This is a genomic window from Rhizobium sp. WYJ-E13 (assembly GCF_018987265.1).
Taxonomy (GTDB): domain Bacteria; phylum Pseudomonadota; class Alphaproteobacteria; order Rhizobiales; family Rhizobiaceae; genus Rhizobium.
On record NZ_CP076854.1, the window covers coordinates 608,350 to 630,053 of the forward strand.

The 21,704-nt window shown below is 61.1% G+C and carries 21 protein-coding genes and 1 pseudogene; 11 read left to right on the forward strand and 11 right to left on the reverse strand.

What is annotated here, in order from left to right:
- The first annotated feature begins 2 nt into the window (after positions 1-2).
- Both KQ933_RS24370 and KQ933_RS24375 read left to right on the forward strand, forming a co-directional pair.
- Entirely contained in the window at positions 3-1,100 is a 1,098-nt protein-coding gene (locus KQ933_RS24370) for a Gfo/Idh/MocA family protein (RefSeq protein ID WP_216760392.1), read from the forward strand.
- A 10-nt stretch (positions 1,101-1,110) separates the two neighbouring features.
- Entirely contained in the window at positions 1,111-1,521 is a 411-nt protein-coding gene (locus KQ933_RS24375) for a VOC family protein (protein ID WP_216760393.1), read from the forward strand.
- A 64-nt stretch (positions 1,522-1,585) separates the two neighbouring features.
- Here the strand turns inward: KQ933_RS24375 and cydX are convergent, their stop codons facing one another.
- The 7 genes from cydX to KQ933_RS24410 all read right to left on the reverse strand — a co-directional run bounded on the left by cydX (position 1,586) and on the right by KQ933_RS24410 (position 9,366).
- On the reverse strand, positions 1,586-1,708 hold the full coding sequence (gene cydX / locus KQ933_RS24380; protein WP_183748231.1) for a cytochrome bd-I oxidase subunit CydX: 123 nt from the start codon (positions 1,706-1,708) through the stop codon (positions 1,586-1,588).
- A 12-nt stretch (positions 1,709-1,720) separates the two neighbouring features.
- Entirely contained in the window at positions 1,721-2,875 is a 1,155-nt protein-coding gene (cydB, locus tag KQ933_RS24385; protein WP_216760394.1) for a cytochrome d ubiquinol oxidase subunit II, read from the reverse strand.
- A gap of 6 nt (positions 2,876-2,881) precedes the next feature.
- A complete protein-coding gene (locus tag KQ933_RS24390) occupies positions 2,882-4,462 on the reverse strand; it encodes a cytochrome ubiquinol oxidase subunit I (RefSeq protein WP_216760395.1) in 1,581 nt (526 codons plus the stop codon).
- 77 nt (positions 4,463-4,539) lie between these two features.
- A complete protein-coding gene (locus KQ933_RS24395; protein WP_216760396.1) occupies positions 4,540-6,231 on the reverse strand; it encodes an amino acid ABC transporter ATP-binding/permease protein in 1,692 nt (563 codons plus the stop codon).
- Entirely contained in the window at positions 6,228-7,934 is a 1,707-nt protein-coding gene (cydD, locus tag KQ933_RS24400; RefSeq protein ID WP_216760397.1) for a thiol reductant ABC exporter subunit CydD, read from the reverse strand. Before cydD ends, KQ933_RS24395 begins: the two co-directional genes overlap by 4 nt.
- Before the next feature lie 4 nt (positions 7,935-7,938).
- Positions 7,939-8,514, reverse strand: coding sequence for a GbsR/MarR family transcriptional regulator (locus KQ933_RS24405; protein ID WP_216760398.1), 576 nt, complete (start codon positions 8,512-8,514; stop codon positions 7,939-7,941).
- A 252-nt stretch (positions 8,515-8,766) separates the two neighbouring features.
- On the reverse strand, positions 8,767-9,366 hold the full coding sequence (locus KQ933_RS24410) for a HupE/UreJ family protein (protein ID WP_216760399.1): 600 nt from the start codon (positions 9,364-9,366) through the stop codon (positions 8,767-8,769).
- Positions 9,367-9,611: 245 nt separating this feature from the next.
- Between KQ933_RS24410 and KQ933_RS24415 the strand changes: the two genes are divergently transcribed.
- Positions 9,612-10,643, forward strand: a complete 1,032-nt coding sequence (locus KQ933_RS24415) for a hydroxyacid dehydrogenase (RefSeq protein WP_216760400.1) — start codon at positions 9,612-9,614, stop codon at positions 10,641-10,643.
- On the opposite strand, the gene KQ933_RS24420 is transcribed toward KQ933_RS24415, so the two are convergent.
- Entirely contained in the window at positions 10,640-11,653 is a 1,014-nt protein-coding gene (locus KQ933_RS24420) for a Tim44 domain-containing protein (protein WP_216760401.1), read from the reverse strand. The genes KQ933_RS24415 and KQ933_RS24420 overlap by 4 nt on opposite strands.
- An 80-nt stretch (positions 11,654-11,733) precedes the next feature.
- Positions 11,734-12,192, reverse strand: a complete 459-nt coding sequence (locus KQ933_RS24425; protein ID WP_216760402.1) for a YbaK/EbsC family protein — start codon at positions 12,190-12,192, stop codon at positions 11,734-11,736.
- Between the two features lie 196 nt (positions 12,193-12,388).
- On the opposite strand from KQ933_RS24425, the pseudogene KQ933_RS24430 reads away from it, so the two are divergent.
- Positions 12,389-12,565: pseudogene (locus KQ933_RS24430) on the forward strand (sugar phosphate isomerase/epimerase); the annotation flags it as partial.
- Positions 12,566-12,662: 97 nt separating this feature from the next.
- On the opposite strand, the gene KQ933_RS24435 reads toward KQ933_RS24430, so the two are convergent.
- Positions 12,663-12,851 carry a hypothetical protein gene (locus tag KQ933_RS24435; RefSeq protein WP_216760403.1) on the reverse strand — a complete coding sequence of 63 codons (189 nt, stop codon included), beginning with the start codon at positions 12,849-12,851 and terminating at the stop codon, positions 12,663-12,665.
- 580 nt (positions 12,852-13,431) lie between these two features.
- On the opposite strand from KQ933_RS24435, the gene KQ933_RS24440 reads away from it, so the two are divergent.
- The 7 genes from KQ933_RS24440 to KQ933_RS24470 all read left to right on the forward strand — a co-directional run bounded on the left by KQ933_RS24440 (position 13,432) and on the right by KQ933_RS24470 (position 20,620).
- Positions 13,432-14,778, forward strand: coding sequence for an extracellular solute-binding protein (locus KQ933_RS24440; protein ID WP_216760404.1), 1,347 nt, complete (start codon positions 13,432-13,434; stop codon positions 14,776-14,778).
- A gap of 63 nt (positions 14,779-14,841) precedes the next feature.
- Positions 14,842-16,143: a carbohydrate ABC transporter permease gene (locus KQ933_RS24445; protein ID WP_216760405.1), complete on the forward strand. Its 1,302-nt coding sequence runs from the start codon at positions 14,842-14,844 to the stop codon at positions 16,141-16,143.
- A gap of 2 nt (positions 16,144-16,145) precedes the next feature.
- Positions 16,146-16,988 carry a carbohydrate ABC transporter permease gene (locus tag KQ933_RS24450; RefSeq protein WP_216760406.1) on the forward strand — a complete coding sequence of 281 codons (843 nt, stop codon included), beginning with the start codon at positions 16,146-16,148 and terminating at the stop codon, positions 16,986-16,988.
- Complete coding sequence (locus tag KQ933_RS24455) at positions 16,988-18,037, forward strand: ABC transporter ATP-binding protein (RefSeq protein ID WP_216760407.1); 1,050 nt, start codon at positions 16,988-16,990, stop codon at positions 18,035-18,037. The genes KQ933_RS24450 and KQ933_RS24455 overlap by 1 nt, the downstream gene beginning before the upstream one ends.
- Before the next feature lie 3 nt (positions 18,038-18,040).
- Entirely contained in the window at positions 18,041-18,814 is a 774-nt protein-coding gene (locus KQ933_RS24460) for a glycerophosphodiester phosphodiesterase (RefSeq protein ID WP_216760408.1), read from the forward strand.
- Complete coding sequence (locus KQ933_RS24465; RefSeq protein ID WP_216760409.1) at positions 18,798-19,805, forward strand: LacI family DNA-binding transcriptional regulator; 1,008 nt, start codon at positions 18,798-18,800, stop codon at positions 19,803-19,805. Before KQ933_RS24460 ends, KQ933_RS24465 begins: the two co-directional genes overlap by 17 nt.
- Positions 19,805-20,620: an inositol monophosphatase family protein gene (locus KQ933_RS24470; RefSeq protein ID WP_216760410.1), complete on the forward strand. Its 816-nt coding sequence runs from the start codon at positions 19,805-19,807 to the stop codon at positions 20,618-20,620. Before KQ933_RS24465 ends, KQ933_RS24470 begins: the two co-directional genes overlap by 1 nt.
- Here the strand turns inward: KQ933_RS24470 and KQ933_RS24475 are convergent, their stop codons facing one another.
- Positions 20,621-21,475 (reverse strand): glycerophosphodiester phosphodiesterase family protein, encoded by an 855-nt coding sequence (locus KQ933_RS24475; RefSeq protein ID WP_216760411.1) that lies wholly within the window; start codon positions 21,473-21,475, stop codon positions 20,621-20,623.
- Between the last annotated feature and the right edge of the window lie 229 nt (positions 21,476-21,704).

The following is a 21,704-nucleotide window of genomic DNA, read 5'->3' on the forward strand; positions in this document are numbered from 1 at the left end:
TCATGATACGGAAACTGCGCGTCGGCGTTCTCGGCGCTGGCATTGCCGAACGGCACCTGACAGGCTTCAGTTGGAACAGCGATCTCTTCGAGGTTCCCGTTCTCTGCTCCCTCGATGCGGATCGCGGCAAGGCGCTCTGCGAGGAGCACAGGATTCCCGAATATACGCAGGATACGGATTTGCTCTTTGCTCGCGACGATCTCGATGTCATCGATATCGCCACACCGCCGAGTTCGCATTTCGACCTGTGCAGAAAGGCGATCGAGCGCGGCAAGCATGTGATCTGCGAAAAGCCGCTCTTCGGTTCGATTGCCGAAGTGGATGAGATGGCGCGCATCCTCGCTCGGTCGAACGGCCGCAAGCTGATGCCGATCTTCCAGTATCGCTATGGCAGCGGCCTGCAGAAGCTGAAGCTCCTGATCGAGCGCGGCCTCGCCGGCAAGCCGTTCCTCACCACAATCGAAACGCATTGGTGGCGTGGACCGGATTATTATGCGGTGCCGTGGCGCGGCAAATGGGCGACGGAACTCGGCGGCGGCCTGCTCGGCCATGCGATCCACGCCCATGACATGTTGAACTATGTGCACGGTCCCTGCGCCGAGGTGTTTTCCTACGGTGCGACGCTCGTCAACCCGATCGAGGTCGAGGATACTGCGTCGCTCTCGGTGAAGATGAAAAACGGCTCGCTCGCCACGCTCTCCATGACGCTCGGCTCCCGCAAGGAAATCTCCAGGCTGCGCTTCTGTTTCAGCGATCTCGTCGCCGAAAGCATTCTGGAACCCTACACGATGGGCCGCGACCCCTGGACCTTCATCGCCGGGACAGACGAGCATCAGGCCCGTATCGACGCCGCGCTTGCCGGCTATGAAGTAAAGGAAGACGGCTACACGCGCCAGTTTGAGCTCTTCCATCAGGCGATCGTCGAAGATCGCGATCCGCCGGTGACCTTGCAGGATGCGCGCAACTCCCTGGAACTGGTGACTGCCGCCTATCACTCGCAGCGTACCGGCCAGCCGACGCCGATGCCCATTGCGGCCGATCATCCGCTTTACCGTTCCTGGCTTCCGGCAGAAGAACGGCGTCCTGCCGCCGGAGTTTAGGGCAAGGATCATGCTGAGATCATTCGAACATATCGGCATGACGGTCAGCAATATGGACCGTGCGATCGAATTCTATTGCGGTCTGCTCGGCCTGAAACTGCATCTGCGCAAAAAGATGCCCGACGGCATGCAGGTCGCCTTTCTCGACGCCGGCGGTGGCATGCTGGAGGTTTTTGCGCCGCCTGGCGGTGCCGCCAGAGCTGTCGATCTTCAAGATGGAACGGCCGGCGTCAAGCACATAACCTTCCATTTCGAAAACGTTGAAGAAACGTTCGCCCGGCTGGAAGCGGCGGGCGTGGACATCAAGGAACGGCCGCGTTTTGCGGTCCATTCCGAGATGCTGAACAGGATTGCGTTTGTCCGTGATCCGGACGGCATTATCGTCGAGCTTGCCGAGCGGTCGCAGAACCGGCTTGCCTGACGGCGACATGCCGATCGCGATGAGCTGAAAGGAAAGGGCGCGATGTGAACCGCGCCCTTTACTTTTACCTGCGTTCTCCCGACGCCTTTTTCTTGGCTTCGTCATCCACCAGTTCGTACCACATGGCGTTGAGGACGGCGAAAGCGGCTGCCAGCGGCAGGCCGAGAATCCATGCGAAATACCACATCGTTTCGTCTCCTCAATAAGCGTGGCTGTTCTTGTCGGTTACGCTCTTCTCGTCGACCTTGCCCCACAGCACCTTGTAGACCCAGGCGGTGTAGGCAAAGATGATCGGCAGGAAGATGATCGTGGCCACCAGCATGATGAACAGCGTCAGGTGGCTGGACGACGCATCCCAGACCGTCAGGCTTGACCTTGGATCGAGCGAGGAGGGCAGGATGAACGGGAACATCGAAAGACCGACCGTCGAGATGATGCCTGTTATCGCGAGGTCGCTGAAGAGCAGCGCTGCGACCTCGCGGCGGACCCGCATGGCAAGGAATGCCGCGCCTGCGCCCAGGAAGCCGAGGATCGGTGCTGCGATCATCCAGGGATAGGTGTGGTAATTGGCAAGCCATGCACCGCCTTCCGGCGTCACGGTCTTCAAAAGCGGGTTCGACGGGCCGATCGGGTTGATATCGCTGGTGATGCGATAACCGTCGACACCCATCCAGAGGAACAGGCCGCCGAGCGCGAAGAGCACGATGACGGCGAGTGCCGCGATACTGCCGTAGCGACGACTGCGCTCGGCAACCGGTCCCGTTGCCTTCAGCACCAGCCATGCGCCGCCGTGCATGACGAGCATGGCGACGGAGAGCAGGCCGCAGAGCAGGGCATAGGGGTTCAGAAGCGCGAAGAATGAGCCTTCGTAGAAGATGCGCATGTCGTTCGCGAAGCGGAAGGGCACGCCCTGCAGCACATTGCCGACGGCAACGCCGAAGATCAGCGACGGCACGAAACCGCCGACGAAGAGTGCCCAGTCCCAATTGCTGCGCCACCGAGGGCTCTCGCGCTTGGAGCGGTATTTGAAAGCGACCGGGCGCAGGATGAGCGCAAGCAGAATTGCGAACATCGCCAGATAAAAGCCCGAGAAGGAGACCGCATAGAGCGGCGGCCAGGCGGCGAAGATGGCGCCGCCGCCGAGGATGAGCCACACTTGGTTGCCTTCCCAGGTGGCGCCGATCGTATTGATAGCGACACGGCGTTCCGCATCGTTCTTGGCAACGAAGGGCAGGAGCGCACCGACGCCAAGGTCGAAGCCGTCGGTGGTGGCGAAGGCTATCAGGAGCACGCCGAGCAGCACCCACCAGATGATGCGCAGGGTTTCATAGTCGATAAGTTGGTGAAGGATCATGACGGTTCACTCCGCGGCTGGAACGAGGGTTTCGGAAACAAGCTTTGCTTCCGGCTCGTGGTCCGGTTCCGGTCCTTGCTGGATTGCCTTCAGCATCAGCTTCATCTCGATGACGATCAGCGTTGTGTAGAGTACGGCAAAGCCGCAGATCGTCAGCAGCACCGTGCTGGCGCCGAGGCTGGAGACGGCGACGGCCGTCGGCAGCACCCCTTCGATCACCCAGGGCTGACGGCCGAACTCGGCAACGATCCAGCCGAGTTCGATCGCCACCCACGGCAGCGGGATGGCAAATACCGCGATGCGCAGGAGCAGCGGATATTTGTCCAAATGCCGGCGGGCCGACAGCCAGAAGAAGGTTGCCGTCAGCACGATGAAGAACATGCCAAGGCCGACCATGATGCGGAACGACCAGAAGAGCGTTGGCACATGCGGGATGGTGTCGCGTGCGGCCTGAGCGATCTGTTCGTCGGTTGCCTGACGCGGATCGTCGACATAGCGCTTCAAGAGCAGGGCATAGCCGAGGTCGTGGCCGAGATCTTCGAAGGAGCTGCGGACTTCCTGGGCAACCTGATCCTGGGCAGGTGCTGCGCGGATCTGCATCAGCGCATCATAGGCCTTGATGCCGTCGCGAATGCGGGTTTCTGCCTGTTGTTCCAGCTGATCGATACCAGGGATTTCCGTCGTCAGCGAGCGGGTGCCGATGAGGCCCATGACCCAGGGGATATGAACGGCGAAATGCGTCTCGCGTGCTTCCTGATCCGGAAAGCCGAAGGCGGTGAAGGCAGCCGGAGCCGGTTCTGTCTTCCACATGGCTTCGATCGCAGCGAGCTTCATCTTCTGGTTTTCGGTGGCGAGATAACCGCTTTCGTCACCGAGAACGACCACCGACAGGGCCGAAGCGAGGCCGAAGGAGGCGGCAACCGTCATCGAGCGTTTGGCAAGTTCGACGTGCCGGCCCTTGAGCAGGTACCAGGCAGAAACGCCAAGCACGAAGATCGAGGCACAGACATAACCGGCCGAAACCGTGTGGACAAACTTCGCCTGGGCGACGGGGTTGAAGACCACGTCGAAGAAGCTTGTTATCTCCATACGCATCGTCTGCGGATTGAGCGCCGAACCGACAGGGTTTTGCATCCAGCCATTGGCAACAAGGATCCAGAGCGCCGAGAAATTCGACCCAAGGGCCACCGCCCAGGTGGCGACCAGATGGCCGACCTTCGACAGCCTGTCCCAGCCGAAGAAGAAAAGGCCGACGAAAGTCGCTTCGAGGAAGAAGGCCATCAGGCCCTCGATCGCCAGCGGCGCACCGAAGATATCGCCGACATAATAGCTGTAATAGCTCCAGTTCATGCCGAACTGGAATTCCATGACGATGCCGGTTGCGACGCCGAGCACGAAGTTGATGCCGAACAGCGTGCCCCAGAATTTCGTCATCTGTCGCCAGATCTGGCGACCCGTCATGACATAGGTCGTTTCCATGATGGCAAGCAGCACGGAAAGGCCGAGCGTCAGGGGCACGAACAGGAAGTGGTAAAGCGCGGTCAGCGCGAATTGGAAGCGCGATAGCGCTACGATGTCTAGTTCCATTGTCTTTCTCCCACGGTCCCACGGGGTATCATGAGTTTCTGCGTGGCCGGCCGGCCATGCAGGGCATGCCTGTTCGCTCAATCTGGCCGAAGCCGGTCGAGCGCCTTTTCGAACGCCGCCTCCCCACGGCGCGAAACCTCTGTGATGCGGCCGTCCGCGATGACGGCGATGCGGTCTGCGAGCGCCGCCTCACGGCGCATATGCGTGGCGATGACAAGCGCGCGGCCTTCGGCTCTCAGCGCGAGGCGATGCAACACGTCACGCGCGGTGCGGCCATCAAGCCCCTCGGTCGGCTCGTCGAGCAGCCAGAGCGGCGTATCGCGCAGGAAGAGACGCGCGAGCGCCAGCCGGCGTGACTGGCCGCCGGAAAGTCCTATGCCGCCTTCGCCGAGCGGCGTATCGAGACCTGATTGCAACGCGTCGACATCGGCAAGCAGGCCGGCTGCGGCGAGCGCGCCGCGCAGGTGATCGTCATCGGCACCGGCTGCCGCGAGCAGCAGGTTGCCGCGCAGCGTATCCTGGAAAAGCTCGGTCCGCTGGGTGAGCAAGGTTGTATCCAGTGCTGCGGCCACGCCGGCAGCCGGCGGCAATTCGCCTGAAAGCAGCGAGAGCAGGGTCGATTTGCCGGCGCCGCTGCTGCCGACCACGGCGATGTGCTCGCCGCGCCGCAACTCGAGCGTCACGTTGCGCAATGCAGGCCGTGTCGCCCCGTCATGTGCGACGGTGATATCCTGGAGCGCGAAAGCAAGCTCATGGGCCGGAGCTTTTGGCGTGAGGTCTGCTTCGACGGCCGAAAGACGTGGTGCGATGCGTTTGGACGCCAGCATCGTCCTGCCGAATTCCAGGGCGCCGCGGCGCAGTGCGGCGAAAGGTTCGGTTGCGGCAAATGCGACGAGCACGCCGAGCGCGGCAACAGGCGCGGTGATCGCGCCGGTCCGCATCAGCAAGGCCACGATCAGCAGAGACGCGACCAGAAGCGCGGTGGAGAAAAGGCCGAAGCCGAAGGTGACGCCGCTCTCGATGCGGTTTAACCGGTCGTCGGCCTTTGCGGTATAGGCGTCAGCAGCGGCGATGGCTTGCTGCTGTGCGGTAAGCCGGTTCGCCATGAGAAGATCGGTCTGCCCGGCAACGAGATCGATGGTCCTGGACCGGATGATTTCGATGCCGTAAGCGCGGCGGCGCGCGTACTTCAACGCCAGTCGGCCGGCAGCGAGCGGCAGGCCAAGCCCCACCAAAACGAGACAAGCGCCGAAGAGGAGGCCGAAGAGCGGATGCATCAGCCCGAGCGCGACGCTGGCAACGAGTTCCGCGCCGACTGCCACGGCCGCCGGCACAAGAACACGAAGATAGAGTGAATCCAGCGCATCAATATCGGCCGTCAGGCGGAAAAGCAGCCGGGCCGGTCGATTGAGAAGCGTGCGTGTTGCGCCGGCGGCGGCCCAGCCGCGGAACAGATGCTCGCGAAGGGCAGCAAGCACGGCAAGCGTTGCATTATGCGTTGTCAGACGTTCGCCGTAACGCGCCAACGTGCGCAGGATCGCCAGGAAACGAATGCTGGCCGATGGTGCAAAGACGTCAAAGGTGACGGCAACGGTTGCCGAAAGACCTGCAAGCGCGGTCGCGGTTATGAACCAGCCGGAAAGGCCGAGCAGCGCAATGCCAGCCGTGACGGTCGCAGCCGACAATGCGGCGCCGAGCAGAAGCTCCCTGCTGCGCGTCTGCATGAAGAGACGCAAGACAGGCTTGATATCGTTGAAGAAAGAGCTCATTCGGCAGCCTCCTGAACACGATCCGCATCAAGGCGGATGGCGCGGTGCATGCGTGCTGCAAGCAGCGGATCGTGTGTCGCGACGATCAGTGTGCGCCCTTTTGCGAGCGCGAGCAGGCTCTCTGTGATCTCGGCAGCCGTCTGGGCATCGAGATGGGCGGTCGGTTCGTCGGCAAGGATGATGCGGATATTGGGATCGCAGGCAGCCCGCGCGATAGCAAGCCGCAGTGCCTCGCCGCCCGAAAGACCGATGCCGGCCTCGCCGAGCGGGCGATGGCCATAGCACTGTGCGACACCGCCAAGCTTTGCGAGATCAAGTGCCCTGGAGACGTCTGTCTCTTTGATACCGGGTCGGCCGAGCGCAATATTGCTGGCAATGGTGCCCGCGAAAATATGCGGCTTCTGGCCGATCCAGGCCATTTTGCCGCGACCCGCGTTCGCGCCGCCGATCAGAACCCGGCCTTGATTGCAGGGTGCCAGGCCGGCGATCAGCGACAGGAGGGTCGACTTGCCGGTGCCACTGGCGCCGAGCAGTGCCACGTGTTCGCCGGCGGCGATACCGAGGTTGAATGTGTCGAAGATCGGTCCCTGCTCAGGTCTATAGCGGAAGCCGACATTTTCCAGGCGTATATCGAAGGCTTCTGAAACGGCGGTAACCTGGGCATTCTGCTGAACGGGAAGCACCAACCCGCCGGCGGCTAGCCCATCCAGCGCCTTCAGGGCAGCCTCGCCCGAGGCGCGATCATGCCAGACGGCCGAGAGCTCACGCAGCGGCTCGAAGAAGGCAGGTGCGAGCAGTAATACGAACAGGCCCTGCGAAAGGTTGAGACCGCCGGACCAGGCGCCGAACCGGATTTCGCCGAGCAGGCTGAAGCCGACATAGACGGCGGTCATCGCCACGCCGAGCGCTGAGAAGAGTTCGAGCACGGCGGAAGATAGGAAGGCGATCTTCAGCACGGCCATGGTGCGCGTGCGCTGTGATTCTGCCTCCGCGCGAAGCCGGAGCGCCGTGGCATCGACTGCATCGAACGAGCGGATCGTTGCAAGTCCGCGCAGGCGATCGAGCAGGAAAGCGTTCAGGCTGCCTGTTGCGACAAGCTGCTTTTCGCTTGCAGCCTGCGCCCGCCAACCAATCAATGCCATGAAGATCGGAATGAGCGGCGCTGCAAACAGCAGGACGAGTGCCGCGATCCAGGAGATCGGAAAAATGCAGGCGAGGATGACAAAGGGCACGAGGCTCGCCTTCATCCGCGCCGGCTGGAAACGGGAGAGATAGGGCACGATCAGCTCGGCCTGTTCGCCGAGCACACTGGCCGCCTCGCCGGATGCAGGGCGGCCGGCATCGACTGGCGAAAGACGGGCAAGCAGCTCCACTGCGGCAACGCGCTTTTTACTGAGTTCGGCTCGTGCTGCGCGGAAGGCAATGCGGCCGCCCGCCGCATCGAGACAGCTTTTGACGACGCCGAGCAGCAATACGAAGACCGCTGGCCAGAGGGTATCGACAAGGCCGCCGCCATCGGCGAGGCGGCCGATGGACCATGCAAGCAGACCTGCCTGCGGAATCCAGAGCGCGGCCGCGAATGCCTGTAACATTGCGGCGCTGCGCAGTCGGCTTCTGGTCCCGCTCGGCTTGTGCGCCGCGGCCTCGCGGGCGGGCGCCCCCGCCATTTGCCGGTCTCTCGCGTCGAAGAAAGCACTGCTCATGGCGCTAGCTCTTGTTGGCAGGATTGGGACGGCGGCGGCCAAGCGAAACGACCTTGTCCTTGGCCTCCAGAAGTTTGGTCACCTTCGCGCCAAGCGAGAGTAACGTTGCAAGTCTTTCTGTTTCAAGTTGTTTTACGTCTTCATACCAGTGCGTCAGCTGTTCGATGAGCGTATGCATCTCGCTCATGCGCTCCTGCGCATGGCGTTCGGCCTCGCTTGCCGGGCGCTGCATGAGGATCTCGCGCAGCATCGACAGCGTCGGATCGACCTCGCGCTTCTTGCGCTCTTCGGCAAGTGTTCTGAGGATTAGCCAGACATCGTCGGGTGTCGTGAAGAAGTCGCGCCGGTCATCCGGCTTGTGGCGCAGCAGCACCAGGTTCCAGGCCTGCAGTTCGCGCAGACTCATGGAGACGTTCGAGCGCGATATTCCGAGTGCATCGACGATCTCCTCGGCGCAAAGCGGTGAGGGCGAGACGTAAAGCAGGGCGTAGATCTGGCCGACCGTGCGGTTGATTCCCCAGCGGGAGCCCATTTCACCGAAGTGCAGAACGAAGGACTGAACGAGAGGCGGAAGGTTCATTGTCGTTTCCGTTGCGTCTGTGATTTCAGAAATTTCTGAAATCACTATACAGACTTTCGCGTTTGTGCCGCAATTGAGCAGGCGGGGCTGCGGCAATTTGGATGCATGCTTCGATGGTCCGCCTTTTTAGTAGACGGACACCGCACGCCTGGAATTGATTTAAGTCAAATTGCGTAAAGACAGAACGCCCGGCAGACGGGTGTCTGCCGGGCGTTCAAGCTCGGATAAATTAGTCGAAAGGGGTGCGAGCCTTCAAATCAGGCCGGTCAGGATGCCGACGCCGGCAACGGCAGCAAGGCTGCCTGCGGTGCGAATGACGAAGGCGCCCTGACGCTCGCCGAAGCGGGCAATCAGGAAGCCGAGACCGAGACCTGCCATGTGCAGCAGGGCAGTGGCGATCATGAAGCCCGCGGCATAGGCAGCACCTCCGGCGTTTTCAGGCATTTCGGCGCCGTGCGCATGGCCATGGAAGATCGCAAACAGGCCGACGATACCCATCGCGACAGCCGTGGAGGCGTGGATGTTCAGGGCAACGATCGTGCCGAGCACGATGACGGAAAGCGCGATGCCCATTTCAACGAATGGTACATTGATGCCGGCGATGCCAAGAGCGCCGCCAAGTGCCATGACGAGCACGAAGGTCGTCGGCACGGCCCAGACGGCCCGGCCACCAAGCTGGAAAGCGAGGACACCGACCATGATCATGGCAAGGATATGATCGAGGCCGGAAATCGGATGGCTGAAACCATGCACAAAGCCAGCCGTTTCGCCGATGCCGGTATGGGCATAGGCGACTGCCGGAAGCGCCGCGGCGGCAAGCGCAAGAGCGCCGCTTTTGAAGATTGATTTCATTATGGAATTCCCTCTGAGTTTTTAGATCCCGCGGCTGCCGACACCTCAGGCACGGTTTCAAGTCGCGTCACCAAGCTAGTCCACCGAGATTTTCCCGTCAACGGAAAGTACAGGAATAGATAGGAATTTCAATTGCTTATATCCTATGCAATTGCCTTTTTGAAAGGCGACTTCACAAGGGTCGCTCAACCGGATTATCAATCATCTTGCGAAGGCGAGAGCCGCCGCATCTTGAGGAGGATCCCATGACGAATACCGAAAGGCCGCTGGCGATCAGCGCGCCGGAGCCGCGCACGCTGGACCTGATTTTCAGCGACAAGGCGCGCGCCGAACTCAACGCGAAATACGAGATCGTGGAGGCCGATGCCGATGATATCGCCGGCCTTGGCGATGATATCCTCCGCAGGACGCGCTACATCATCGGCCAGCCTCCGCTGTCGGCGGAGACGCTTGATCATATGCCGCAGCTTCGCTCGATCCTCAATGTCGAGAGCAACCTCCTCAACAACATGCCCTACGACATCCTCTTCCAGCGCGGCATCCATGTGGTGACGACCGGGCAGGTGTTTGCAGAGCCGGTGGCGGAAATCGGCCTCGGCTTTGCGCTGAGCCTTGCGCGCGGTATCGTCGATGCCGATGCGGCGTTCCGGGAGGGAAGTGAACTTTGGGGCGGCGAAGGCAATACCAGCGCGCGGCTGATATCGGGCTCCGAGATCGGGATCGTCGGTTTTGGAGATCTCGGCAAGGCATTGCGGCGGATCCTGTATGGCTTCAAGGCCAGGATCAGGGTGTTCGATCCCTGGATGCCACGTTCGATCCTGGAGGAAAACGACGTGCAACCGGCGAGCCTGAGCGACGTGCTGACGCAGAGCGACTTTGTTTTTGTCGTCGCCGCCGTCACCAGTGAAAACAGGGGCTTTCTCGGCGCGGATGCCTTCGCCAGCATGCGAAGGGGGGCTGCCTTCATCCTGCTCAGCCGTGCCGATGTGGTGGATTTCGATGCGCTGATGGCGGCCGTTTCCTCCGGTCATATCGTTGCGGCAAGCGATGTCTATCCGCAGGAGCCGCTGCCGTCAGACCATGCTGTGCGCAGCCTCAAGGGTTTTATCCGCTCGGCCCATCGCGCCGGTGCGCTCGATAGCGCCTTCAAGAAAATGGGCGATATGGTGCTGGAGGATATGGATCTGATGGATCGCGGCCTGCCGCCGATGCGCTGCAAGCGGGCGGAGCGCGAAACTGTGTCCCGTATGCGCTCCAAACCCGTCTCTGTGAACTAAGCGGCGCGCTGGCCGGTGCCCTGGATGGCGGCAAGCTTCCAGTCGGCGCCGGACTTGCGCACGAAGGTCCAGATCTCGGTGCTTTCGCTCGCGCGGCGGTCGTCGCCCGAGACGAGGCGGCCACTGTCGCGCTCGACTATCGCGTCGATCGAGGAATAGCGCATCGCCAGCGTCGCATATTCCTGACCGTTCTCACGCCAGGCTTCGGCGATGTCGCCCTGCAGCAGCTTGACGTCGGTAACCTGGTTGCGGACGCCGTTGGTGGCGTTCTCGCCAAGCTCTTCGGCAAGGTAGGACATGGCTTCCGGCGTCGTCAGGCGGCGCAGCGCACCATAGTCCTCCGCACCATAGGCGGTCTGAACCTTGGTCAGCAATTCCTCGAACTGATCGAGATCCGCCTGGGCAAGGCCGATCTCATCGCGTGGGCGCGCATTGCTCCGCTGCTGGGAGCCGGAGCCCGAACCGATGGCCGGAATATGGAAGGTCGAACCGCCATTGGCCGGCGACATGTTGTAGGACTGCGGCCCGCTATAGCTCTGGCCACCTGCGCCGTAGGACAGTTGGCGGCGATTGGCGAAGAAGCGCATGGCAAGCGTGATCGCACCGAAGATCAGCGCGATCTGCAAGAGCATGCCGAGGAAACCGAAGCCGCCGCCGAAGCCGTGGCCGAGCAGCATGCCGAGAAGGCCACCAGCAATCAGGCCGCCGATCATTGAACGGCCGAAGCCGCCGAACAAACCGGGGCGCTGCTGGGCATAACCGGGCTGCTGCGTGTTATAGGGCGCGGTCGTCTGCGGGCGCGGTGTCATCGAGCGCTCGATGGGCGCAGCCGGGGTGGGGGCGGTGCTGGTGGCAGGAGGCGCACTGAAGGTGCGCGTGCCGCGGCTTCCGAATCCGCCAAAGCTGCCTGCGCGGCGCGCATCGGCATCACCGATCGAAGCAAAAACGGTAGCGCCTGCAAGAACGGCAATCCCCGCGATCCTGGCAAAACGCGAAACGGCACTGGGCATTTCAAACCTCCTGTCATGCGCTCAACGGCATGTCACGGCCTAATATAGGTATTCTTTCCGCTCTGTGAAGTTGTGCGTTGCTACTGGCAGACGTCGACCCATTCGGCTCCGGTGATTTCCGCCAGCCGGCCGGTCGAAATACGCACTGCAGAATTGGTCGAACCGGCGGCCGGCACGACTTCCTCGAACTGCTTCAGCGACACATCGCAATAGACAGGCAACTGCGCAGGCAGGCCGAAGGGGCAGACCCCGCCGACCGGATGGCTCGTCACCGCCAGCACTTCCTCGGCATCGAGCATGCGCCCCTTGCCGCCGAAGGCATCCTTGAACTTCCTGTTGTCGAGACGCGAAGTGCCGCTCGCCACAATCAGCATGGTGCGGTCGCCCACGCGCAGGCAGATCGTCTTGGCGATCTGCGCGGGCTCGACGCCGTGCGCCGCGGCCGCGAGCGCGACGGTCGAAGAGCTTCCGGCCGTTTCGATGATGGCGATGTCGGGAGCGTTGGCGGCGAAGAAGGCGCGGACGGATTCAAGGCTCATGGGATGGGATACTTTTGGATGAACGGTCAATCTGGAGTCGCATGAGAATGCGACGTGGGATTCATGTATTTGCGGTCCAACTTAATATTTAGATTTCAGAAAATTCAATCGCGTAGTTTCCGAGAGAGCATTTCTGTGCGTCTCGAAAGGCGATCTGGATTGCTCCCGATGCCTAAGTCATGGATATTGTTGGGGCTACGGCATGCGCGATTGGCGCAGTCGTGCGGCTTCGAATGCCGAGCTGGTCTTCAGCTGCGAGCTCGGGCCGAAGCCCTATGCCATCATTGGGCGAAACGGCAACGATACCACCGATCGGTGGGCGGAGGCGCTACTGCTTCGGCAGATGCTTCGTGATCTCTGGGCCGGGATTTGATGGCCATATCGCATTGGCCGAAAGCCGGCAGGGATGATCTCGTCTTGAAACCATTCCCTGCCGGATATTCCCCTGGCAATTCAGCGAGGAGTCCGATCTATTCATCGGACAAAGCGAGGTCGCGGCGCAACCAGGATGGGAAGGTGTCGACGCTGTTCACCATGCGACGACGTCTCAACCGGGCAACGATTGTTGCGACGAGAATCTCTCTGAAACTGAACCGCGAGCAAAGCTCGCGCATGGATGCCGACAGGCTTTCGCCGGCGCGTTGATTGGTCATGATCATCAGCGGTCAGAATTATGAGCCGCCCTTCTTTCAAGCTGAAAGTGCACAGCGACATAGCGCGGACATCACCGCGCCCAAACGCTGCGTGCGAAACGAATGCCATCTTTGGATGGGGAAGCTTGAAAGATCTCGGATATGATCGAGAATTGAGAGCTTCGAAGGCCTATGCCAAAGAGGCGTTGGACGAAGAAATATCTGCCATTGCACGCCTCCATTGTTGAACGGCTCCGGCGCAATTATTAGCCGATTAAGAAAATACAGGCAAGCGCGCGATTTTAAACGATGCGAAGAGCTGACAGCGTGGTCGTGACGAGGCCATGTCGCGGCTGTCGACGTTGCCTCAGCACCCTTCGATGACGATTTTCACTGGCAACTGGCCCCGTCTTTTGATCGGCAATTGACCGCGCCGAGAACATCGTCATAATAATTTTGCACACGTGCTCAATTTTGTCATTCGGCCGTTACGTTCGCCCCCTAGAGCGGGATACGCCACGTTTTCGTGGGGTTATCGGAACGGCCGTCAACACCAGTGATGACCCGTCAAGAGGCCTCACACTGCTCTTCTGGGGAGATGAAGAAAATGACTCTTTTGCCGACACTGAAATCCCTCACCGTCGCAGCCGCCATCCTGGCTTCGACTTCCGCTCTCGCGCTTGCCAAGGACGTTCACATCAGCGTCTGGGCCGGCGGTACCGGCCCGAACGACGTCTATCGCCTCGACGCCATCGAGATCGCAGCCCAGCAGCTGCAGCGCGAAGCTGCGCTGAAGGGTGAAGACCTGAAAATCACCGTCGAGAAGAAGCCCTATTCCGCCTGGGAGGATTTCAAGCAGGCGCTGACCCTTGCCGCAGAAGCCAAGACCGCTCCGAACATCGTCGTCAGCGGCCATGAAGACATCGCGCCCTGGTCGCAGGCGGGTCTCATCGTCCCGATCGAGGACTATGTCGATCTCGACTCCTGGCCGCTCAGCGACATCTATGAAAACCTGATGCAGATCGCCTCCTATAACGGCGCCGTCTACGGCATTCCGCAGGATGCCGAATCCCGGCCGATGTTCTTCTGGAAGCCCTACATGAAGGCGATCGGCTACAGCGATGCCGATCTCGATGCCTTGCCGCAGAGTGTCCAGGACGGCAAATACACGATGAAGAACCTGCTCGAAGACGCCAAAAAGATGCAGGACAAGGGCCTCGTCCAGCCCGGCTACGGCTTCTATCCGCGCACCAGCAACGGCCCTGACTACTGGCAGTTCTACACGTCCTTCGGCGGCACTATGGAAGAAAACGGCAAGCTTGTCTTCGACAAGGCGGCGATGACCCGTACCTATCAGTTCTTCGCCGATGCCGTTAAAACCGGCGTTACCAAGAAGAACCATATCGGCATGCCGGGCGACCAGTGGTGGAAGGAAGTTTCCACGGGCAAGGCCGGCATCTGGGACGCCGGCACCTGGCACTATGCCCGCATGGTCAATCAGGAAGGACTGAAGGACTTCTTCGGCAATATCGTCTTCACGCTGATCCCGGCCGGCGAAGGCGGCAAGGCCAACACGCTGACCCACCCGCTCGTCTACCTCCTGACCGCAGGTCACGATCAGGAAGACACCGAGATCGCCGCTCAGCTGGTCAAGATCGCCTCCGAGCCACGCACCAACGCGCTGCATGCGGTCAAATCAGCCCATCTCGGCATCTCCAAGTCGGAATCCACCGTCGACTTCTACGCGGCCGACCGCTGGACCCGCGAAGCCACCGAGCGCCTGCTGCCGCATGCCAATGCGATGCCGAACAATTCCGATTTCGGCAAATATTGGAACATCATGTGGAAGAACCTCGAAGCATCCTGGACCGGCGCCAAGACCGTAGACGCCGCGGTCAGCGATGCAGAGGGCGAGCTGAAGAGCACGCTCGGCGACAAGATCGTCATCCGCTAAGATCGAAGCACTCTTCCGGGCGGCGGCCACCGCCGCCCGGTCGGTTCGCGATAAGAGGCTTCCATGAAATCGTCCAGAACGCTCGGACTGGTGATGATCGCGCCTGCGGCGATCATGATTGTCCTGTTCTTCCTGATGCCGGTGGTTCTGACGGCGGTCTTCTCGATGACCAACATGACGACCGCGACCGGCATATCAGGCGGTGTCTACCAAATCGCACCCAACTCCCTGATCGCACTGAAATCGGCGATGCCCGACATCGCCGCCGAGATGGCCAAACCGCGCTACACAATCGACGAGGCGGGCCTCACGGCCGTCGAGGGCCTCGGGATGGCGCCGGGGATTGCTGCGGAATTGCGCGCCAAACATATAGGCGAGGTTTTCCCGGCACGCCGCGACGTCGAGCGCATGATCAAGGATCTCACCGAGCGACCTTCGACACGCGAGGTCAAGCAGATCTCGGAACAGTTCAACCGCTCCGTCCTTAACACCCGCTTCGACAGCAAGGACCAGCTCTTCTCCGCTCTCGATACGCTTGGTTTCAAGCTGACCCCGGAGCAGAAGGAGACCGTGGCTAAGACCACCTTTACCGGCTGGACCTGGACGACCGACAATTTCTCACGCATGGCCAACTCGCCCGACATGGCGCGCGTGCTTTTCAATACCGGACTTTATGTTGCGCTGGTGCTGATGCTCTTCAACGTCGGTTATGCGCTGCTGCTCGCCATCTGGACACATTACATGCCGCCGACGCCAGCCTCGATCTTTCGCGGCATCTGGCTCCTGCCGCGCATCACGCCTGTCGTCATCTACGTCATGCTGTGGAAGTGGCTCGCCTGGGACAGCGGCTTCATTTCGATCCTGATGGGCAAGTTCGGCTACCCCCCGAAGAACTACCTGCTCGATACCGCTTATAATGCCTGGTTCTTCGTCGTGCTGATCAACGGCTTTATCGGCGCATCGATGGGCATGCTGGTGTTCTCGTCGGCGATGAAGGCCATTCCGAAGAGTCAGTTCTATGCGAGCGAGGTCGACGGCGCCTCGCGCTGGCAGCAGATCCGTTACATCATCCTGCCGCAGATGCGCTGGCCGATCCTCTTCGTCACCTGCTATCAGACCCTGTCGCTGCTTGCCTCCTTCAATGAAATCCTGCTCGCCACCAATGGCGGTCCGGGCAACGCGACCGAGGTCTGGGCGCTCTCCGCCTATCACACCGCGCTCAGGAACTATGCCGGCAATCTCGAATACGGGCTGGGTGCCGCCATGGCGCTGGTGCTCGTCGTCATCGGCGTGACGCTGTCGCTTCTCTATCTGCGCGTTTTCAACTACGGCACGCTTGTCGCCAAGCCCCTGATCGAGGATTGACCATGGCCGAACGCTCGCAGCCCTCGGCAAATTATCGCAGCTGGCCTGTCATAACGGCACTGACCATCGTCAGCCTGCCGCTGCTCCTGATGTATGTCTATCTCTTCCTCGACACCGTGACGGTGAAGCAGCCGGATGCCTTGCTGCCTTCCGGCCTGACGCTCGATCACTGGCGCTTCCTGTGGCAGACGACGGCGGGCAAGGCGAACATCTGGCAGGTGACGTTGAACACGCTGCTGTTTTCGGCCTGCACCACCAGCCTGGTGCTCATCGTCTCGTCGATGGCGGGCTATGTGCTCTCGCGCCTCAATGTCCCTGCGCGCGGCTTCTTCCTTGCCGGTGTCATGGTGCTGCACGCTTTCCCGTCGGTGACGCTGATCATCGCCATCTTCATCGTGCTGCAGATGATCGGTCTCTACAATTCGTTGATCGGCGTGATCCTGGTGAAGGCGGCGATCGATCTGCCGCTCGGTATCTGGTTGATGAAGGGTTTCTACGACACGGTGCCCTGGGAAATCGAAATGGCCGGCGTCGTCGACGGCGCTTCGCGGTTCCGGGTCTGGCGCAGCCTCGTGCTGCCGCAGGTCAAACCCGGCATCATGGCGCTCGGCCTGTTCTCTTTCCTTGCCGGCTGGGGCGAGTTCATCCTGCCGCAGGTGCTGGCGCCGGGCAATCAGGTGCAGGTGCTGTCGGTCTATCTCGCCGGCTTCCTTGCCGACGACAACAACTACGATTTCAACATGTTCAAGGCGGTTGGCCTCTTCTACCTCATTCCGGTGCTGATCGCCTACGCACTCTTCAACAAATACCTCATGAACATCTATGGCGGCGGGAGCAAAGGCTGATGCGCATCCTCCTCGACAATTTCTCGAAGAGCTTCGGCTCCACCAAGGTCATCGAGAACATGACGCTCGAAGTCGGCAGCGGCGAGATGCTAGCGCTGCTCGGCCCCTCGGGCTGCGGCAAATCGACGACGCTGTTTGCCGTCTGCGGCATCCACCGGCCGACTGGTGGCCGCATCCTCTTCGGTGATCGCGACGTAACCGACCTGCCGAGCCAAATGCGCAATGTCGGCGTGGTCTTCCAATCCTACGCGCTCTATCCGCACATGACGGTTGCCGAAAACATCGGCTTTCCGCTGAAGGTCAAGGGCGTCAATACCGCCGACATCCGCAAGGAGGTCGAGCGGATTTCCGGCCTCGTACACATCGGCAACCTGATGGAACGCCGTCCGGCACAGCTCTCCGGCGGCCAGCAGCAGCGTGTGGCCCTTGCCCGCGCGCTGATCCGCAAACCGGACGTGCTGCTGCTCGACGAGCCGCTCGCCAACCTCGATGCCAAGCTCCGTCTCGAAATGCGCTCGGAAATTCGCCGCATCCAGCGCGAGACAGGCATCACCGCGATCCTCGTCACCCATGATCAGGTGGAAGCGATGAGCATGTGCGACCGCATCGCCATCATGAAGGAAGGCGAGATCGTGCAGATCGCCACGCCGTCCGAAATGTATAGTGATCCACGCACCGCCTTCGTTGCCGGTTTCCTCGGCAATCCGCCGATTACCTTCCTGCGTGGCGTGATGAACGACGGCACTTTTGCCATGCCTGAAAGCGAGATCCGCGTGCCGGTTTCGGTCCAGGCTGCCGAGGGCACCAAGCTGACGCTCGGCGTGCGCCCTGAACATTTCAATCCGGCCGGCGATATCGCCGTTACGGGCAAAGTCACCTTCGCCGAAACGCAGGGTCGCGAGAACCTTTACGACGTACGGCTTGCCGGCGGCTCGCTGCTGCGTTCCATCCAGCCGGTCCGCAATGACATCACCGTCGGTGATGAGGTGAGGTGGGCGATCGACAGCAAGGGCGTGTTCGTATTCGACGAAGAAGGTCGGAGGCTCTGAGCGATGCGTGACTTCTCGACTTTCTTCGAACGCTACGGCTGGCCCTCGAACAAAGGATATCTGCCTTTCTGCATCGGCCATCGCGGCGCGAGCGGCCATGAGCGGGAGAATACGCTCGAAGCCTTCCAGCGCGCTGCCGAACTTGGCGCGGAAATGTGGGAACTCGACACACAGCTGACCAGGGACGGCGTGGTCGTGGTCTCCCACGACGACCATCTGGAACGTGTCTTCGGCATCGATCGACGCATTTCCGAGATGACGGCCACCGAACTTGCTGCCCTCGAAGGCGTCGATGTTCCGACCTTCGAGGCGGTCGCGGCTCTCGGCCGGCGGACCAATACGGGCCTTTACATCGAGCTTAAGGCGCCGGGCACGGGGCTTCTGTGCTGGAAGCAACTTCACGAAAAGAACCAGCGCTTCGCCTGCCTCGGCTCCTTCGATACGGCACAGGTGCGCGAGCTTCGCGATGCCGGTTGCGACTATCCGCTCTCGGTGTTGATCCGCGTCGGCCACGATCCGCATGCGGCGGGTGACGAGGCCGGTGCCAATATCCTGCATCTCTGCTGGGAACGGGCCGGCGAACGGCCGCAGGATCTCGTGAGCGAAGAGCTGATGCAGCGGGCATTCGGCGAGGGCCGTGAGATCGTGTTGTGGCATGAGGAGAGGCCGGCCATTCTTTCCGACATCATAAAGCTTCCGGTGCTCGGCATCTGTACAGACCTGCCCGATCTAATGCGCCCGGCCGCTGGGGGTGAGAGACATGGCAGACAAGGATAACAAGGGGCCGAGAAAGGTCACCTCCTTCGACGTGGCGCGTGTGGCAGGCGTCTCGCGTGCCGCCGTTTCGCGCGCCTTCACGCCGGATGCCAGCGTTTCGCCGAAAACGCGCGAAAAGGTCTATCAGGCGGCGAAGGATCTCGGCTATCGGGTGAACTATCTCGCCCGCAGCCTGACCAATAAGCGCTCCGATCTCGTCGGCGTTGTCGCCGCCGGTCTCGACAATCCGTTCCGTACGCTGCAGATCGAGCATCTGGCACGTGTCCTGCTCGCCCGCAACTTTCGTCCGATCCTGCTGCCGACCTCAAAGGAAGCCGACACCTCGACCGTCATTGGCCAGTTGCTGCACTATGCCGTCTCGGGCGTCATCGTCACGTCGGATGCACCGCCGACGGAGATCTGCGAGCAATGCGCTGCAGAAGGCGTGCCGATCGTGCTGATCAACAAGGGCGATGATATTCCCTTCGTCGATCGCATCATCTCCGACGATCGCATGGCCGGGCATCTTGCCGCCACGCATCTCATCGAAAGCGGCGTCAAGGTGCCGGCGGTCATGGCCGCACCTGCCATCTCTTATACGGCAAGGCGACGCAGCGAAGCCTTTATGATGACCTGCCGTCAACGCGGCCTCGATCCACGCATGGTGGAGCTGAAGGTCAATGACTATCGGAACGGTTATGACGCCGCCGCCAGTCTTGCCTTGCTCGGCATCGACGGCCTGTTCTGCGCCAATGACTACATGGCTTGCGGCGTTCTCGACCGGATGATGAGGGAGCATGGCCGCGAGGAGCAGCCACCGATCCGCATCATTGGCCATGATGACATTCCCCAGGCAAGCTGGGCGGCCTACGACCTCACGACCATCCGCCAGCCGTGCGATGTCCAGGCTGAACAAACGGTCAATCTGCTGATGTCCAGGATGGCCGAACCGGATATGACCGCCCGCGTCGAATTTACCCCCGTGACGCTGATCAAAAGAAGGACTGCTTGATGAGTTCCGCATTCGATGCCTCCGATCTGACCGCGCGGGCGGAGGTCGCAATCGACGTGGCCCGCAACGTTGGACGCGAGGCTGCGCGCTTCAGGCGTGAAGGAAAGCCGGGCGCGCTCAACGTCCAGAATAAGGGATTGCAGGATTTCGTCACTATCGCAGACAGGCAGGCAGAGCAGGCGATCCGCGCGGGACTGCTGGCGCGCTTCCCTGAGGATACCTTCATGGGCGAGGAAACCGGCGGTGAGTCCGGCTCGGCAGGAACCTGGGTCGTCGATCCCATTGACGGGACGACCAATTATATCCGTGGCTTCCGCCACTGGGGTGTTTCCATCGCCTTCGTCGTCGATGGCAAGGTGGGGATCGGCGTGATCTATGATGCGGCCAATGATCAGGTCTTTTCCGCTATCCGCGGCTGCGGCGCCTTCAAGGAGGGCCAGCCGATCCACGCCGCCCCGACCACCGATCCCGCCAATGCGATCGTCGTTCTCGGCCATTCGCGCAAGACGAGCTTTGACGACTATGCGGCGCTCTCCAAGCGGCTTTACGAACGTGGCATGGACTATCGCCGCATGGGGGCAGCGGCAGTCGATCTCGTGCGTGTGGCGGAAGGTGTTTCCGACCTCTTTTACGAACGGCATCTGAATGCCTGGGATATGCTTGCCGGTGCACTGATCGCCGCCGAGGCTGGCGCGAAAGTTGCCATTCCATCAGTCGATAGACTGCTGAAAGATGGCGGCCCGATCATCGCCCATTCGCCGGGATTGGCAGAGGAATTCGCTTTCCTCGTCGAGTTCGAGGGATTGGCGGGCTGATCAGCCCGCCATGCGCTTCAGCCATGCCCGTTCGGTCGCCGGTGCTTCGTCTGTAGTGATCTGATCCGGCTTCAAAGCGACCAGTGCCGAGAAGTTCGTCCATTCGGAATTGCTGAAACCGCCGTCGGGATCCTTCAGCGTGAAAGTCCAGGCATCGACGAGCTTGCCCTCGCTGTGGCAGAGCGCGATCATATCGAGGCCTGCCTTTGCTGCATCGAGCAGCATCGGCCAGTAGAGATAGATTGTTTCCGGCTCCGTCGGGCCGCGCAGATCGGCAAGCAGTTCCTTTTCAACCGCTTTCCAGCCTTCGGTCCTGTAGACGTCGCCAAGCCTGTCGCTGGGGTCGATACCACGGCGCAGATGCGGCAGCTTCTCCTTGACGGCCAGGATCAGATCTAGACTACCGGCGCTGACGATGACCGAGGCGGAAATCTTCTTCAGATGTTCGGCCAGATGGGCGATCCCCTTTTCGCCGATCACCTCGTAATCGTCCTTCATGTCGAACTGCAGCAACGCGTCTGGATGGGCCGATTGCAGCATGGCGGCCAGATCTTCGCTGTAGAGGAGGGGGCGATTGCCGTCCTTCATCCGCAGGTCTCGCAGTTCCGTCAGGCTCTTTTGGGCAATGATGCCGTGCCCGGTCGTCTCGCCTTCCAGCTCCTTGTCATGCAGCACGACAAAGCCGCCATCGGCGCGCACTCGAAGATCGAGCTCCATCGATGCGCCAGCCTTGAAGCCTTCGGCCATCACCTCAGCCGAGAACAGCGGATCCGCCATTCGCCGGCGCAGCCGGTGCCATTTCAGCAGGGTCGCATGGTTCTCAAACTCGATCCGAAGTCCGCGAGCGTCTGCCATTCCGTCATCCTTGGCATGTTTTTCATTTTCCCTTCGTGCATCGGAAAGGCTCGATTCTCAAGAGGCGCCAGAAGATTGGCGCTACGCTGAGAGGAGGCCTTTTCGCAGGCCAATCTTCCTGCGGTCTCTCCTGCAGCGCGGCTCCGCAAAATAGAATACTATTCTTATAGGCAATATATCCTGGCGCCGCATGCACGGTCTGCGGGAGGAAGTGCTCTTCTTCTGGCGA

What these genes read in the sequence shown, in the direction of transcription:
- KQ933_RS24370 (WP_216760392.1), top strand. Translation starts at nt 3, where the DNA reads ATGATACGGAAACTGCGCGTCGGCGTTCTCGGCGCTGGCATTGCCGAA.
- KQ933_RS24375 (WP_216760393.1), top strand. Translation starts at nt 1,111, where the DNA reads ATGCTGAGATCATTCGAACATATCGGCATGACGGTCAGCAATATGGAC.
- cydX (WP_183748231.1), bottom strand. Translation starts at nt 1,708, where the DNA reads ATGTGGTATTTCGCATGGATTCTCGGCCTGCCGCTGGCAGCCGCTTTC.
- cydB (WP_216760394.1), bottom strand. Translation starts at nt 2,875, where the DNA reads ATGATCCTTCACCAACTTATCGACTATGAAACCCTGCGCATCATCTGG.
- KQ933_RS24390 (WP_216760395.1), bottom strand. Translation starts at nt 4,462, where the DNA reads ATGGAACTAGACATCGTAGCGCTATCGCGCTTCCAATTCGCGCTGACC.
- KQ933_RS24395 (WP_216760396.1), bottom strand. Translation starts at nt 6,231, where the DNA reads ATGAGCTCTTTCTTCAACGATATCAAGCCTGTCTTGCGTCTCTTCATG.
- cydD (WP_216760397.1), bottom strand. Translation starts at nt 7,934, where the DNA reads ATGAGCAGTGCTTTCTTCGACGCGAGAGACCGGCAAATGGCGGGGGCG.
- KQ933_RS24405 (WP_216760398.1), bottom strand. Translation starts at nt 8,514, where the DNA reads ATGAACCTTCCGCCTCTCGTTCAGTCCTTCGTTCTGCACTTCGGTGAA.
- KQ933_RS24410 (WP_216760399.1), bottom strand. Translation starts at nt 9,366, where the DNA reads ATGAAATCAATCTTCAAAAGCGGCGCTCTTGCGCTTGCCGCCGCGGCG.
- KQ933_RS24415 (WP_216760400.1), top strand. Translation starts at nt 9,612, where the DNA reads ATGACGAATACCGAAAGGCCGCTGGCGATCAGCGCGCCGGAGCCGCGC.
- KQ933_RS24420 (WP_216760401.1), bottom strand. Translation starts at nt 11,653, where the DNA reads ATGCCCAGTGCCGTTTCGCGTTTTGCCAGGATCGCGGGGATTGCCGTT.
- KQ933_RS24425 (WP_216760402.1), bottom strand. Translation starts at nt 12,192, where the DNA reads ATGAGCCTTGAATCCGTCCGCGCCTTCTTCGCCGCCAACGCTCCCGAC.
- KQ933_RS24435 (WP_216760403.1), bottom strand. Translation starts at nt 12,851, where the DNA reads ATGATCATGACCAATCAACGCGCCGGCGAAAGCCTGTCGGCATCCATG.
- KQ933_RS24440 (WP_216760404.1), top strand. Translation starts at nt 13,432, where the DNA reads ATGACTCTTTTGCCGACACTGAAATCCCTCACCGTCGCAGCCGCCATC.
- KQ933_RS24445 (WP_216760405.1), top strand. Translation starts at nt 14,842, where the DNA reads ATGAAATCGTCCAGAACGCTCGGACTGGTGATGATCGCGCCTGCGGCG.
- KQ933_RS24450 (WP_216760406.1), top strand. Translation starts at nt 16,146, where the DNA reads ATGGCCGAACGCTCGCAGCCCTCGGCAAATTATCGCAGCTGGCCTGTC.
- KQ933_RS24455 (WP_216760407.1), top strand. Translation starts at nt 16,988, where the DNA reads ATGCGCATCCTCCTCGACAATTTCTCGAAGAGCTTCGGCTCCACCAAG.
- KQ933_RS24460 (WP_216760408.1), top strand. Translation starts at nt 18,041, where the DNA reads ATGCGTGACTTCTCGACTTTCTTCGAACGCTACGGCTGGCCCTCGAAC.
- KQ933_RS24465 (WP_216760409.1), top strand. Translation starts at nt 18,798, where the DNA reads ATGGCAGACAAGGATAACAAGGGGCCGAGAAAGGTCACCTCCTTCGAC.
- KQ933_RS24470 (WP_216760410.1), top strand. Translation starts at nt 19,805, where the DNA reads ATGAGTTCCGCATTCGATGCCTCCGATCTGACCGCGCGGGCGGAGGTC.
- KQ933_RS24475 (WP_216760411.1), bottom strand. Translation starts at nt 21,475, where the DNA reads ATGGCAGACGCTCGCGGACTTCGGATCGAGTTTGAGAACCATGCGACC.